Origin of the sequence: Brevibacterium casei CIP 102111 (genome assembly GCF_900169275.1) — a bacterium.
Taxonomy (GTDB): domain Bacteria; phylum Actinomycetota; class Actinomycetes; order Actinomycetales; family Brevibacteriaceae; genus Brevibacterium; species Brevibacterium casei.
The window spans coordinates 390,278-404,370 of record NZ_FXZC01000001.1 but is presented as its reverse complement, the minus strand read 5'-3'; the positions used below and the strand labels follow the sequence as shown (position 1 = coordinate 404,370).

Sequence of the window (14,093 nt, the reverse complement as noted above, 5' to 3'; positions counted from 1 at the left end):
TCACACACAACCCTGAGCAATTCACCTCATCCATCGAGCGCCATGTCCTACGTGTGCAGACGTAGGACGTGACGCTCGTGGTGTGGGGTGCGTGGGGCCGGCGTCAGGGCACCGGCGCTCGCGATGGTGAGCCGGGCGCGGACGGCATTGCGGCGCAGACTCTCCGGCGGGCGGCTAGACGATCTGGAGTGCGGGGGCCGGAGCTGTCTTCGCCTGCGCTTTCGACCGGCTGGCGGCGTCTTCGCCAGACGCCGCGAACGCGTTCGTCTTGGCCAGCGCCGCGTCGAGGTCGGCGAGGATGTCCTCGATGTCCTCGATGCCCACCGACAGGCGGATGAAGCGGCCGGAGACGCTGAGCTCGCAGTCGGCGACGGCGAGATGCGTCATCGTCGCCGGGTGGTCGATGAGGGACTCGACCCCGCCGAGCGACTCGGCAAGGGTGATGAGCTCGGTGCTCTGCACGAGCTTGAGCGCCCGCTCCTCGGTGTCGGTGGAGAAGGAGACCACTCCCCCGAACCCGCTCATCTGTTTCTTCGCGATCTCGTGGCCCGGGTGTGAGGGCAGTCCTGGGTAGAACACCTCGGCGATCTCCGGTCGGTTCTCGAGCCATTCGGCCACGGCCTGCGCGTTCGCGCAGTGCGCGGCCATGCGCACGGGCAGGGTCTTGATTCCGCGCCTGGTCAGCCACGCGTCGAAGGGGGAGATCCCCAGCCCCACGGATGCGAAGTGGCTGGTGAGACGGTCGATCACCTCGGCGGCGCGGGGACAGGTCTGCCCGTCACCGGCGAGCACGGCCCCGCCGATGACATCGGAATGGCCGTTGATGAACTTCGTCGTCGAATGGATGACGAGGTCGGCGCCGAGCTCGATCGGACGCTGCAGGTACGGGGTCGCGAACGTCGAATCGACGGCGAGGAGAGCATTGTGGGCGTGGGCGATGCGCGCGGTCTCGACGATGTCGATGACGTCGAGGCCGGGGTTGCTCGGGGTCTCGGCCCAGACGATCGCGGTGCGGTCGGTGATCGCCGTTTCCAGCGCCTCGGCGTCGGTGAGGTCGACGGTGCGGATGACGACGCCCCAGCGCTCGTACTCATTCTTGAGCAGCCGATACGTTCCGCCGTAGACGTCGCGGGGGATGATGATCTCGTCGCCGGGACCGAGCAGAGCGGAGAACACGGCGACCTCGGCCGACGTTCCCGAGTTCACGGCCGCCGCGTACGCCGCCCCTTCGAGGTTGCACAGCACCTCTTCGAGGTCGCTGCGGTTCGGGGTGCCCGTGCGCGCGTAGTCGAAGCCGGCCCGGGGCACGCCCGGGACGTCCATCTCGAAGGTCGAGGTCTGGAAGATCGGGGCGACGACGGAACCGGTGTGCGATTCCGGGGCGGCGCCGGCGTGCACCGAGCGGGTCGAGACTCCGCTGCGGTCTGTCGAGCTGCGGTCGAGTGAGCTCACGGCAGATCCTTCCTCTCTGATGACCTTCGACGCGGCTGCCGAAGTCCCACCAGTCTGTGTCGACGACGGTGCGCGAGGAGCCGACCGCGTCCCGTGAGGTCACCGAGCGTCATGTGTGCGACTTCTCCCGTCACGAACCGTCATACGGGTTCCGCTTCACACCGCGGAGCGACAGCGAGCCGAGGATCGGGAGGTCAGCGAATCCGCCTCACCGAGGCGGTGCGCCCACTCGTGGACCCAGCCCTTCCCATTCCCTGCGCGCCGTGCAATACTTAGCCACATGGTTAATCATTCGGAGGAACTCGACGAGGTGTTCACCGCACTCGCCGATCCCACCCGACGCGCCGTCGTCGCCAGACTCGGCCACGGCCCGGCGAGCATCAGCGAACTCGCCGAACCACTGAGCATGTCGATGCCGTCGTTCCTCAAACATGTCCGCACCCTCGAATCGTGCGGGCTCATCACGACCCGCAAGACCGGGCGGGTACGCACCTGTGTGCTCAACGAGAACCGACTCGCCGTCGTCGACCGATGGCTGGAGACCCAGAGACGCAGCTGGGAGGCCGCCACCGACCGACTCGACGCCTTCGTCACCGGTGCCTCGACACCGGCACCCTCCGCCCCGACCGCTCACCCACACCCCAAGGAGACGCCATGACCTCGACCCCTGACTTCGGCCTCGGGCCCGACACCGACTTCGACACCGGCATCGACCCCGACCGCGACCTCATGATCGAACGCATCATCCGCGCCCCGCGCCAGGCCGTCTGGTCCGCGTGGACCGACCCGGCGCAGCTCGTCCAGTGGTGGATCCCCTCCCCGCTCGTCCTCCGCGTCGACGCGCTCGACCTCCGCCCCGGCGGGGCGTTCGTCACCCGAATGAGCGAGGACGGACAGACCTTCACCCCGCACGTCGACGCGATCTACCTCCGCATCGAGGAGGACACCCGCCTCGTCTTCACCAATGCCGTCGACAGCACCTGGCATCCCGCGCAGCCCGCCCCCGTGACGATGACGACGGAGATCGTCCTCGGCGACAGCGAGTTCGGCACCGACTACCGTGCCATCGTCCGCCACAGCAGCCCCGAGCAGCAGGCCCTCCATGAGGAACTCGGGTTCTTCGAAGGATGGGGCACCGTCACCGAGGCGCTCGCCCGTCTCGTCGAACGCTGATTCCGGCTGCCGCTCGCCCAGCCCCGCTGCGAGCAGGAGCGAGAGGACCAGCGCCGCGCCCGAGACGAGCGTCCAGACCAGCGGCGCGATGCCGACGAGGAGCGGGACGGCGACGCCGAGGACGGCGAGACCGACGGCGGCGCATGCCCTGTTGCGCTCGCTTGCCGCAACAGGGGCCCACCGTCCGCGCGCCAGTCCCACGACGGCTCGTCCCCACCGTGCCGATCGCTGCTCACCGGGCGCCTCGACCTTCGCCATGCCGGTCGCGAGGAGGACACCGCCGGCGACGACGGCGAGCACCCACACCGGGCGGGTCGCCCACCACCACGGCGACCCGATCTCCGGGAGGACGAGGGTGCTCAGCCACGTCCCGAACCCCGCAGCATCGCCGGCCAGGGTGCCCGCGAGCGCCCCGAGAAGACCGATGATGCCGATCGCCACGGTCATGTGCCAGAGGTAGACGTGCATTCCGAACCGGTTGCCCCACGCGATGACCCGCTCCCACACGGCCACACCGGTGACCGCTGCCGCGAGCCGGTCGTGGACGAGCCGGAGCACGCACATCTGCGCGACGCCGAGGAGGACGAGCGCCCCGGTCGGCGGATTGAGGTTGACGAGCATGTCAGGGCTGTAGATCCCCTCGACGACGAGCCACACGAGCAGGGCGAGCACAGCGATGAGGACCCCGACGACCCGTCCCACATGGATGGGTCGCCCGCGCAGGTCCGCGTAGACGAAGCCGAGCTGCTGGACGAGCGGCCAGACGAAGAGGAGATTGAGATAACCGAACCCGGTCATTCCCGTGAGGGCGACGAGAGCGTCGACCGCGGCCACGGCACCGGCGAGCGCGAGGAGGGACCGCCTCGGCGAGCGATCGTGGAATCGCACGGCGAGCGGGACGAGGGACGTGAGGCCGACGTAGACGGCGAGGAACCACAGGGGCTGGCCGATGCGGCGGCTCGCCTCGGCGAGGAGTCCCTCGGGGAGGCCGAACTCGGAGGCGACGGCGAGCGCCGCGCCCGCGCCGAGGACGAGCACGGTCACCGGTGCGACGAGGCGGCGGAGGCGAACGCGCAGGTAGTCGGCCCAGGTGCCGCCCCGAGCAGCGGTGCGGCGCCACTGCTGGAGGGCGGCGAATCCGCCGATGAGGAAGAAGAGGGGCATGATCTGGAAGCCCCACGAAGCGATCGCGAATCCGGTCGTGCCGGTGAGCGCGACGGTCGGCACGACCTCACCGCCGGGGCCGAGCACGGCCGAGCTCATCATCGCGTGGAGGACGACCACGACGACGAGGCAGGCAAAGCGGACGAGGTCGAGGGCGCGGTCGCGACCGGTCGACCCTGAGGCGACAGCGGCATCGGACGGTGGGACGAGTGTGAGGGACATGGTGACTCCGTTTCCCGGATCGGCCGGCGCTCCGGCGAGTGGGTGGGCGGCTGGGTCGGCGGGGGCGGTTCCGCCGACGCAGTCGATTGCGACGGAACCGAACGTAGGGAGCCGCTCGGCTCGGCCGCATCACCTCTGGGTCCCGTTCTCCCTGCACTCACCCGGTACCACGGAGTGACTCGCCTATTCCCGAACCCGTACCCGGTGCGAGAATGGCGGCATCACCCGACGTCAGGAGCCGACACCATGACCATCGCCTTCGAGACAACGCAGCTGCCGATCATCGGCGCCCCTATGGCCGGCGGGACGACGACCCCCGAACTCAGCGCGGCCGTCGCCGCTGCGGGCGGTTTCCCCTTCGTCGCCGGCGGCTACCTCACCGCCGAGGCGCTCGCCCCGCTCGTCGAGCGCATGCGCGAGACCTCCGAGACCTTCGGGGTCAACCTCTTCGCCCCGAACCCGGTGCCGCTCGACCGCGCCGCGTTCGACCGCTTCGCCACCGCCCTCGAACCGCTCGCCGCCGAGCACGGGGTCACCCTCGAGACCGAGCCCGTCGACGACGATGACCACTATGACGCGAAGGTCGACTGGCTCGTCGCCCATCCCGTGCCCTTGGTCTCGATGACGTTCAACCTCCCCACCGCCGAGGTGGTCGACCGCCTCCATGCCGTCGGCACCCAGGTCGTTGCCACCGTGACGACGGTCGACGAAGCGCGCGAGGCCGCTGCCCGTGGCGTCGACGCCCTCATCGTCCAGGGTCCGCGTGCGGGCGGGCATTCGGGCACCGCGGATCCGACGCGCGAGATCGAGGACCGGCCGACCGCTGACCTCGTCCGGGAGATCCTCGCCGAGGTGGACCTGCCCATCGCTGCCGGCGGCGGAGTCGACGGGGTTGCGGCGGTCGAAGAGCTCCTCGACGCCGGGGCGAGCTCGGTCGTCGTCGGAACCCTGCTCCTCCTCGCCGACGAGGCGGGCACCTCGGCGCCGCACCGGGCAGCGATCCAGGATGCGGAGAAGTACTCGGAGACGCAGCTGACCAGGGCGTTCACGGGTCGTCCGGCTCGTGCGCTCGTCAACGACTTCGTCCGCGAGTACGACCCACTCGCCCTCGACGCCTACCCTGCCCTCCACCACCTGACGAAGGGCCTGCGCGCCGAGGCGAAGGCATCCGGCGACCCTAACCTCCTCCACCTCTGGGCGGGCACCGGCTATCGGTGGGCCGTGCCGGGTTCGGCGGAGACGATCGTCAAACAGCTCGGATCCCGCTTCGCCCGGTAGACGCTGCGCGCGCCTCCGTAGCGGCCGAGTCGAGGACCCTCAGTGCCGATTCCGGGCTCACCGATCGACACCGAGGGTCCAAAAGTCGAGCGTCCGGGGCGCAGCGGAACGCACCCCTCACCCGCCGGCGACGACGAGCCCGGATTCGTAGGCGGCGACGACGATCTGCGCCCGGTCGCGCAGACCGAGCTTCGCGAGGATCCGGGAGACGTGGGTCTTCACGGTCTGCTCGGCGAGGAAGAGCTCCGCTGCCACCTCGGCGTTGGTACTGCCCTTGGCCACCAGGGTCATGACGTCGATCTCGCGGTCGGTGAGCTGCCCGAGCACCGCGGTGTCCGTCTCGACCTTCGGACCGCTCACGTACTCGGCGATGAGGCGGCGGGTGACCGACGGCGCGAGCAGCGACTCCCCGGCGGCGACGACGCGGACGGCGGCGATGAGGTCCTCGGCGGTCGCGTCCTTGAGGAGGAACCCGCTGGCCCCGGCCCGCAGCGCCGAGAACACGTACTCATCGGCATCGAACGTCGTGAGCATGATGACCTTGGGGTGCTCGCCGGGCATCGCGAACACCGCGCGCGTCGCATCGAGCCCGTTGAGCTGAGGCATGCGGATGTCCATGAGGATGACGTCCGGGTGGGTGCGACGCACGAGGTCGACGACCTGCGACCCGTCCGCAGCGCTGCCGACGACGCTCATATCCGCCTGGGCATCGAGGAGCGCACCGAACCCCTGGCGGACCATGGCCTGGTCGTCGACGATCGCGACGCGGACGGGGGTGGGCGCTGATTCCGGCATGCCCTCACGCTACCCGACCCTCCCGCCGTGGACCCCCGGATCCCGGCCCTTCCGCGACCCGACGTCCCGATCTCACCCTCAGGTGCGACCTCGGCGAGGGCAGGTTCACCCCTCGGTATGATGCGCACCCCGCCGCCCGGCCCCTACCGTGCCCCTTGTCAGCGCAATCCCCCCCCCCGCACGAGGAGCCCCCATGCTTCCGACCTCCGCACTCGCGCCCCAGGCCACGTACCCTGAAGGTGTGCCCACCGTGCCGAACCTCCCGCCGACCGCCGCGCCCCGCCGCTCCGGGTGGTCGCGGCTGTGGTCGAACCTCGGCCGCGACAGCCGCCTCATCCTCCCCGGCCTCTTCATCTCCCTCGCCGCGTTCATCGTCCTCATCCCGCTCTTCGCGCTGGCCGTCGGCACCGCCGTGATCTGGGTCGGCGTGCTCCTCCTCCCCGTCGTCCTCCTCGCCGCCTCCGGCTTCGCCGACCTCTCCCGTGCCCGGGCCCGGCAGTGGGGCGCCCCCATCGCCGAGGTGACCCGCCGCCCCCGCGGCCGTGGCCACTCCGGGTGGCTGGGCATCGCCGCCGACAGCAGGCGATGGGTCGATCTCCTCTTCGAAGCGGTCTTCGCCCTGCCCGTGCGGATCCTCACCTTCTCCGTCGCCGTCACGTGGTTCGTCAGCGGGCTCGGCGCTCTCACGTACTTCGTCTGGGGCCGCTTCCTCCCGCCGGACGGTTCGGGCCTCGTCGACCTCATCGTCGCCGCCTGGAACCAGGCACCGATCGTCTCCTACGGATTCTCCGCCGAGGCGACCTTCCAGTTCGCAGCCGGACTCGTCCTTCTCGTCACGTTCCCCTTCGTCCTCCATGCCCTCGCCCTCCTCGAGATCGGCGCGGTGACCGCAGGGCTGAGCCCGACCGGGGCTGTTGCGGGGACCCCGGCCGTGCCCGCGGTGCACGGCGCTGCGGGACCGGCGGCGGCCCGGGCGACGGAATCGACGGACAGTCCGACGTCGGGTCCGGCGTTCAACCCTGCCGTGCTCCCCGGGGCCGCAGCGGGAAAAGCGCAGCCGGTGACGTGATGGCCACGCTCACCGGAAATCAGGAACTCACTTCCTCGGAGAAGCTCACCGGCGCGAACGGGTGGTACTGGCTGACAACGGTCTTTGCCGGAGTCGTCCTCCTCGCCATCGGCTGGCCGGTCTACGCTGCCGGCTACGGTGTGTGGGTCATCATCGCGATGCTCGTGGCACTCGGGCAGGCGGCGGCCCCGGTTCTCGCGGTCCGCTTCCCCACGGCGGCGATCGTTCTCAGCGCCGTGTCGTCGGTCGGCGGCATCCTCGCGACGGCGGCGACGACCGGGCTCGTGTGGCCGTGGGCGGTGACGGCGATCCTCTCGCTCGCGTTCACCCACGCCGTCATCGGACTGCGGCAGAGCTGGCAGCACCTCGTCATCCTCTGGGCGGTCAGCACCGCGATCGGGGCGAGCGCCCTCGTCCTCCCGCACGCAGGCGGGCTGCCGGGGGCGTTGGCGAACGTCATCACGACCGCGTCGATCGCTGCCGGTGTCGGAGGCGTCGCCGTGCTCGGACGGCTGTGGCTCACGGGGCTGAATGACCTCGCCGCCGAGCGTCGGCTCGGCGCCGAGGAGGCCGCCAAACGCTCCGAGCTCGAGGACCGCAACCGCATCGCCCAGGAACTCCACGACGTCGTCGCCCACAGCATGTCCGTCATCAGTGTGCAGGCGACGACGGCGCGGTACCGACTGCCCGACCTCGACGACCGCAGCCTCGAGGAGTTCGACTCGATCGCCGGCTCGGCCCGGCAGGCGCTGTCGGAGATGCGCGGTCTGCTCACGATCCTCCGCGGCGGCCGGGACGCCGACATCGCCCCGCAGCCGACGGTCGAGGACATCCCCGGTCTCGTCGCGGCGACGAGGGGAACGGGCGCTGAGGTCGCCCTCGACTTCGGACTCGCCGAGGCGGCCGTGGCCCCGACGACCGGCCTGACGGCGTTCCGTGTCGTCCAGGAGGGACTGTCGAATGCGCTGCGCCACGCGCCGGGCGCGCCGGTGCGGGTGCAGGTCGGGCCGGGGCCGGGACATTCGGCGGGCTCGCCGAGCGGATCGGCGCACGGGCCGGGTCGTTCTCCGGGCCAGGGCGGGCTCGTCGTCTCAGTTGTCAACGGTGCGCTGCCGGAGACTGCGCCCGGGCCGGCCGCCGGCGGACCAGGATCCGCGACGGGCGGAAACTCCGACTGGTCAGGACCGGTCGCGGACGGACGTCCCGAGGGCGCAGCATCGACGGCACGGCTCGGCCACCTCGGTGCCGGGCTCGGTCTCAAGGGGATGCGCGAACGCGTCGAAGGCCTTGGGGGAACCCTCGCTGTCGGGCCGACACCTGAGGGCGGTTTCGCCGCCACTGCGGTCCTACCCCTCGCCTGACGCGGTCCCGATCAGCCCCCGATCGTTCGATTTCTCGCACAGATACGTTATCGGGACTCTCAGCGATCGGCCGGTCCCAGCGTGCGCCGCGGTCATTAGGATCGATCTCGACGCCGCAGCGTTGCGGCGGAACACGCGACCACCGGCGCCGGACCACACAGACGAAGGAGTCCCACCGTGCACCAGACGACCCGCCCCTGGATCCCTGCCGAGAGCCGAACGCGCGTCGAGGAGATCGCGGACGACCGCCTCGGCGAGGGTGGCACCACCCCGATGTCGACGGTGGTTGGGACGATCGAGGAGCTCATGACGGCCTCCGAGCACCTCCACGACGAGGAGGCGTTCAACCTCAATCCCGCGTCGAACGTCCTCAACCCCAGGGCGGCGGCACTGCTCGCGGGAGGGTCGGCGTCGCGGACCTCGCTCGGGTACGCGGGGGCGAAGTACGAGATGGGGCTCGAGCACATCGAGCAGGTCGAAGTCATCACCGCCGAGCTCGCCGCCCGCCTCTTCCACGCCGACTTCGCCGAGGTGCGGGTGCCCAGCGGGGCGATGGCGAACCTCTACGCGTTCATGGCGACCTCCTCACCAGGCGAGACGATCATCGCGTCACCGGCGACGATCGGCGGACACGTCACCCATCACGCCGCCGGGGCTGCGGGACTCTACGGCCTGACCACGGTCGGGGCTCCCGTCGACGTCGCCCACTACACGTACGACGTCGACGCGCTGGCAGCCCTCGCCCGCGAGGTGCGGCCGTCGCTCATCACGATCGGCGGTTCGCTCAACCTCTTCGAGCACCCGGTCGCGACGATCCGGGAGATCGCCGACGAGGTCGGTGCCCGGGTCCTCTTCGACGCCGCGCACCTGTGCGGGATGATCGCCGGCGGCCAGTGGGCGAATCCCCTCGACGAAGGCGCGCACCTCATGTCGATGAGCACGTACAAGAGCCTCGGCGGACCGACCCACGGCCTCCTGCTCAGCAACGATGCGGAGCTGTCCGAACGCATCGATGCCATCGCCTTCCCCGGCATGACCGCGAACTTCGATGCCGCGGCCGTCGCGGCCCTCGGCGTCACCCTCGCCGACTGGATCGAGACCGGTGCCGACTACGCCTCGCAGATGCGGGCGTGCGCAAGTGCCCTGGCCGACGCCCTCGCCGAGGCTGGAGCCGTCCCCTTCCAGTGCGAACGCGGGTTCACCGACTCCCACCAGTTCGCCCTGCTGGCCGCACCGTTCGGCGGCGGCACCCGGGGAGCGCGGGTGCTCGAGAAGGCCGGCATCCTCACCTCGGGCATCGGCCTGCCCGTCCCCGAGGTGCCAGGTGACCAGAACGGCATCCGCCTCGGCACCCCGGAGATCGTCCGGCGCGGCATGACGGTATCCGATATGCCGCGGCTGGCCGGATACATCGCCCGAGCCCTCGACACCGCTCGAACCCCCGCAGATCCCGGATCGATCTCAGACACCCCCGCCGAGGTGGTGCTCCGGGAAATCGCCGACGACGTCGCCGCGTGGCGGAAGGACTTCACCGGAGTCCGCTTCACGGCGTGAGCGGCTCTGCCCGCGGGGTGCTCGCCGCCCGGGTCCGCGGCCGGCAGGCTCCCCGACGTCAGCCCGCTTTCATCCTTTCGGCCGACGCCGCCGAGGTGAACGCCCGGGTATCGTCGAAGAGTGCCCCTGACCAATCGCCGCAATCGCGTCTTCCGCGCCATCCTCTGGACGGCGATCTCCGCAGCGCTTGGGGTCGCGATCCTCTTCATCATCGTCGGGGCGCTGTGGCCCGACCCGGATCTGGACCCGAACGAAACGGCGGTCTGGTCCGGTGAGTTGTCAGTCCACGTCTATTTCGGGATCGTCGCTCTGCTGTGCCTGCCTGTCGTCCTCTACCTCGACGGCCGCACGATTCCCCGCTCCGCACTGCGACCCAAGGTCCTTGCCGGTGAGAAGCTGCGCGAGTTCCTCACCGACAGTGGGCGCGGCGGCGAGGCCTTCCTCGATCGGGACGGATCCGTCGAAACCCTGCAGAGACACACTGGCGGGTGGGTTCCGATCACCCTCGGTCTGATCGGAATCTTCCTCGGAACGATCGCAAGTCTCGGAGCGGTGGCTGCGATGGTTCTCGCTGTCACGCTGTGCTCACGACGCAGCTGGGCCCTCTGCATCTCTGCGCTCGTCGTCGCCATGATCGCTCAGTTCGTCGCGTACCTCCTCACCCCCGAAAGTGCCGGCAGCTTCGAGCTCCCGGTCTTCCTTTCCAGCACGGTGCTCTTCTCCATCCTCGTCGTCATCGGCGTCATCCGAGGGGCCCGCGAACAGGGCCTCATCGACACCGCCGCGCAGACCCTGCTGCGCGGACAGGCACGGCAGGACCGCGCGATCGCCGAGGTGCGCCGCGGCATAGCCCGCGACATGCACGATTCGCTCTCGCACCATCTCAGCGTCATCGCGATGTACGCCGGTGCCCTGTCCGTGCGCGAGGACCTCGACCCCGACTCCGTGCGCGAGAGTGCGCGCCTCATCGCCGGCAGCGCCCGCCGGTCGGGCGTCGAACTCCGCGAAGTGCTGACGATGCTCCGCGGAGACGACCAGGGCACCGTCGTCGACCCCGACCTCGACCGCCTCGTCCGCACCCGCTCGGACACCGTCACCCTCGACTACCAGCCACCGCTGTCGGCAGCCGCACTGCAGGATCTCGGGGCTCTCGAGCGGACGACGATCTACCGCTTCGTCCAGGAGGCGATCACGAACGCCGTCAAGCACGCCCCCGGCGAACGCCTGCGGATCACCGTCGCCGCAGATGAGAACCCCGAGACGCTTGTCCTCACGGCGAGCAACCCGCGCCGAGCAGCCGCGGCGGAGGCCGGAGCAGCGAAACCGTCATCACCCGTGACCGGGTCCGGGCTGGGTCTGCTCGGTCTGCGCGAGAGGATGGAGGCGATGGGTGGGACTCTGACCGTGAGCAGAGGAGACGACTTCGTCCTCCGCGCGACACTCCCAGCAACGGGGCTTGCTACTCCCGCCGAGGTCGAACCATCGGCGCAGCCTGCCGTCGGCCCGTCCGGCACTCCTACGCATACCCAGACCCCCGAGGACGCACCCACAGAACCGACCGGCGAGGAGCGCCCGTGACGATCAGGATCATCATCGCCGACGACGAGTCGCTCATGCGCTCGGGCCTGCGCCTCCTCCTCGGCGCCGCACCGGACATCGACATCGTCGCCGAGGCGACGAACGGCGAAGAGGCCATCGCCCTGGCCAGGGAGTTCACCCCCGATCTCATCCTCATGGACCTGCGGATGCCCGTCATGGACGGCCTCGAGGCCACGCGCACGCTCCTCGCGCAGGCAACACATCCCGAGGTCCTCGTCCTCACCGCCTTCGGCACCGACGACTTCGTGCTCCGAGCGCTGAGTGCCGGCGCGGCCGGCTACCTCCTCAAGGACACTCCGCCCGACGAACTCATCCACGCCGTCCGCGCGGCCGCCGGCGGCACTCGGGCGCTCTCCCCCGGTGTCATCGACTCCCTGCTCGACCGCTCGGGATCCTCCGCCTCGACGGGAGGCCTTACCTGGGGAGACAGCGGTGAACGGCGTCCGGATCCCCTTGCCGTGCTCACCGCCAGGGAGCGTGAGATCGCCGAGGCGGTCGCCCAGGGGATGACGAATGCGCAGGTGGCCAGGTCGCTCTTCGTCTCCACGGCGACGGTGAAGACGCATCTGGCCCGCATCTTCGACAAGCTCGAGGTGAGCACCCGGGTGCAGCTCGCCCTCCTCGTCAACGAATCACGCTGACCGGGCGCAGATGCGCCGAGGCCGCCCCACGGTGCGTGGAACGGCCTCGCGCTGCTCGGTGCCGTGAGTCGGCTCAGCTCACTTCGGAGCCATGCGGATCGCGCCGTCGAGGCGGATCGTCTCTCCGTTGAGCATGGGGTTCTCCACGATCGACTCGACGAGCTGCGCGTACTCGGCGGGCTTGCCCAGCCGGGCGGGATGGGGCACGGACTTGCCGAGGGATTCCTGCGCCTCGGCGGGCAGGCCTGCCATCATCGGGGTCTCGAAGATGCCGGGGGCGATCGTCACGACGCGGATGAGGGAGGCGGCGAGCTCACGGGCCATGGGCAGGGTGACCGCGGCGACGGCACCCTTCGACGCGGAGTAGGCGATCTGGCCGATCTGCCCGTCGAAGGCCGCGACCGAGGCGGTGTTGACGATGACGCCGCGCTCCTCGCCGACAGGCTCCTCCTGCTGCATCGCGGCGGCGGCGAGACGGCAGACGTTGATCGTGCCGACGACGTTGATGGCCATGACCTTGGAGAACGCCTCGAGGGGCAGCGGGCCCTTCTTCGACACGAGCTTGCCCGGGGTCGCGACGCCCGCGCAGTTGACGACGACGCGCAGCGATCCGAGTCCGGTCGCCGTGTCGACGGCCGCCTGGACCTGCGCCTCATCGGTGACGTCGGCTGCGACGAAGTGGGCACGGTCGCCGAGTTCGTTCGCGACCTGCTCCCCCACCTCGGCGTTGAGGTCGACCATGACGACCTGGGCACCGGCGGCGAGCAGGCGTTCGGTGGTGGCGCGGCCGAGCCCGGAGGCTCCGCCGGTGACGAGGGCGACGGTGTCGGTGAGTTCCATGGGTGTCCTTCGCTGCGAGGGGCGGCGCCCAGGCGAAACCGCACCTGAGCGATCGTTCACTGGCTCGACTGTATCCCAGCGGTGTCGCCCAGGTCACGGTGGGGTGGGCGCATGGGCCCCGGCCAGGCCGGGAAGACGGCGCAGCCCGCCTGCCGGGAGGGCAGACGGGCTGCGGGTTGTGGTCGACGACCGCCGTCACGCTGACGGAACTCGGCGCTCGACCGTGGTCGGCCGCCTCGGCGAGGGTGCCGATCGATCTCAGACGGTGAGCGACTGGCGTGCCTCGCGCACGCCCTTGAGGGCACCGCCCCACGCGACGAGGTCGTCGACCATCGAGGCGAACGGCGCCGCGGAGACCTCGGTCGGGGCGAAGGTGCCGTCGGCGACGTCGGTGAAGATGCTGAAGGAGGCCTGGTCGCGGACGACGGCGACCTTGTAGTTCGCGAGGATGTGGCGCAGGTGCTCAGCGGCGCGCACACCCTTGTCGGCGCCGTAGTTGACGATGCCGGCGACCTTGTGGTTGAACTCGGTGGCGACGAAGTCGAGGGCGTTCTTCAGGGAACCGGAGATCGAGTGGTTGTACTCGGGAGTGACGAAGATGAAGGCGTCGAACTCGTCGAGCTTCGAACCCCAGGCCTTGGTGTGGGCGTTCTCGTAGCGCTTCGCACCGGCCGGGATGACCTCATCGAGGAGCGGGAGGTCGAAGGCGCCGAAGTCGACGACCTCGGCGGTCACGTCGTCGCGACCGGCGAGCTGGTCGCTGACCCACTGGACGACCTGCGGGTTGAGGGCTCCGGGACGGGTGGTTCCGGGGATGATGGCGATTGTGAGCATGGACGTCCTTCGCTGTCGGGTCGGTGGTGCGCGGCTGAGCCGGACCGACCGGGAGAAGGGCCGATGGTCGGCCCCTATTCGATCGGCGTGCCGCACTCGGGCGGCACATCC

General features: G+C 70.2%; 12 protein-coding genes and 1 pseudogene. 8 read left to right on the top strand and 5 right to left on the bottom strand.

Translation table 11 applies throughout. The annotated features are described in order from the left end of the window. Nucleotides 1-174 precede the first annotated feature (174 nt). Nucleotides 175-1,452, bottom strand: a complete 1,278-nt coding sequence (locus BC102111_RS01775) for a trans-sulfuration enzyme family protein (protein WP_101623442.1) — start codon at nucleotides 1,450-1,452, stop codon at nucleotides 175-177. Between the two features lie 280 nt (nucleotides 1,453-1,732). On the opposite strand from BC102111_RS01775, the gene BC102111_RS01770 reads away from it, so the two are divergent. Together BC102111_RS01770 and BC102111_RS17680 are read left to right on the top strand one after the other, a co-directional pair. Further along, on the top strand, nucleotides 1,733-2,110 hold the full coding sequence (locus BC102111_RS01770; protein WP_101623441.1) for an ArsR/SmtB family transcription factor: 378 nt from the start codon (nucleotides 1,733-1,735) through the stop codon (nucleotides 2,108-2,110). Next, complete coding sequence (locus tag BC102111_RS17680; protein ID WP_180960568.1) at nucleotides 2,107-2,625, top strand: SRPBCC domain-containing protein; 519 nt, start codon at nucleotides 2,107-2,109, stop codon at nucleotides 2,623-2,625. Before BC102111_RS01770 ends, BC102111_RS17680 begins: the two co-directional genes overlap by 4 nt. Before the next feature lie 276 nt (nucleotides 2,626-2,901). On the opposite strand, the pseudogene BC102111_RS17955 reads toward BC102111_RS17680, so the two are convergent. Continuing rightward, nucleotides 2,902-4,011: pseudogene (locus BC102111_RS17955) on the bottom strand (acyltransferase family protein); the annotation flags it as partial. A 246-nt stretch (nucleotides 4,012-4,257) separates the two neighbouring features. Here BC102111_RS17955 and BC102111_RS01760 point away from each other — a divergent pair. Next, nucleotides 4,258-5,289 (top strand): nitronate monooxygenase, encoded by a 1,032-nt coding sequence (locus BC102111_RS01760; protein WP_095375443.1) that lies wholly within the window; start codon nucleotides 4,258-4,260, stop codon nucleotides 5,287-5,289. Nucleotides 5,290-5,406: 117 nt separating this feature from the next. On the opposite strand, the gene BC102111_RS01755 is transcribed toward BC102111_RS01760, so the two are convergent. Further along, nucleotides 5,407-6,084, bottom strand: coding sequence for a response regulator (locus BC102111_RS01755; RefSeq protein WP_095375442.1), 678 nt, complete (start codon nucleotides 6,082-6,084; stop codon nucleotides 5,407-5,409). A 193-nt stretch (nucleotides 6,085-6,277) separates the two neighbouring features. On the opposite strand from BC102111_RS01755, the gene BC102111_RS01750 reads away from it, so the two are divergent. The 5 genes from BC102111_RS01750 to BC102111_RS01730 all read left to right on the top strand — a co-directional run bounded on the left by BC102111_RS01750 (nucleotide 6,278) and on the right by BC102111_RS01730 (nucleotide 12,308). Next, a complete protein-coding gene (locus BC102111_RS01750; RefSeq protein WP_101623439.1) occupies nucleotides 6,278-7,153 on the top strand; it encodes a sensor domain-containing protein in 876 nt (291 codons plus the stop codon). Next, nucleotides 7,153-8,514 (top strand): sensor histidine kinase, encoded by a 1,362-nt coding sequence (locus BC102111_RS01745; RefSeq protein ID WP_095375440.1) that lies wholly within the window; start codon nucleotides 7,153-7,155, stop codon nucleotides 8,512-8,514. Before BC102111_RS01750 ends, BC102111_RS01745 begins: the two co-directional genes overlap by 1 nt. A 177-nt stretch (nucleotides 8,515-8,691) precedes the next feature. After that, on the top strand, nucleotides 8,692-10,068 hold the full coding sequence (glyA, locus tag BC102111_RS01740; protein ID WP_095375439.1) for a serine hydroxymethyltransferase: 1,377 nt from the start codon (nucleotides 8,692-8,694) through the stop codon (nucleotides 10,066-10,068). A gap of 120 nt (nucleotides 10,069-10,188) precedes the next feature. Then, nucleotides 10,189-11,646 carry a sensor histidine kinase gene (locus tag BC102111_RS01735; protein ID WP_095375438.1) on the top strand — a complete coding sequence of 486 codons (1,458 nt, stop codon included), beginning with the start codon at nucleotides 10,189-10,191 and terminating at the stop codon, nucleotides 11,644-11,646. Beyond that, nucleotides 11,643-12,308: a response regulator gene (locus BC102111_RS01730; RefSeq protein WP_095375437.1), complete on the top strand. Its 666-nt coding sequence runs from the start codon at nucleotides 11,643-11,645 to the stop codon at nucleotides 12,306-12,308. The genes BC102111_RS01735 and BC102111_RS01730 overlap by 4 nt, the downstream gene beginning before the upstream one ends. Before the next feature lie 78 nt (nucleotides 12,309-12,386). Here the strand turns inward: BC102111_RS01730 and BC102111_RS01725 are convergent, their stop codons facing one another. Together BC102111_RS01725 and BC102111_RS01720 are read right to left on the bottom strand one after the other, a co-directional pair. Continuing rightward, nucleotides 12,387-13,148 (bottom strand): 3-hydroxyacyl-CoA dehydrogenase, encoded by a 762-nt coding sequence (locus BC102111_RS01725; protein ID WP_095375436.1) that lies wholly within the window; start codon nucleotides 13,146-13,148, stop codon nucleotides 12,387-12,389. Nucleotides 13,149-13,406: 258 nt separating this feature from the next. Beyond that, on the bottom strand, nucleotides 13,407-13,982 hold the full coding sequence (locus BC102111_RS01720; RefSeq protein ID WP_095375435.1) for an NADPH-dependent FMN reductase: 576 nt from the start codon (nucleotides 13,980-13,982) through the stop codon (nucleotides 13,407-13,409). Nucleotides 13,983-14,093 lie beyond the last annotated feature (111 nt).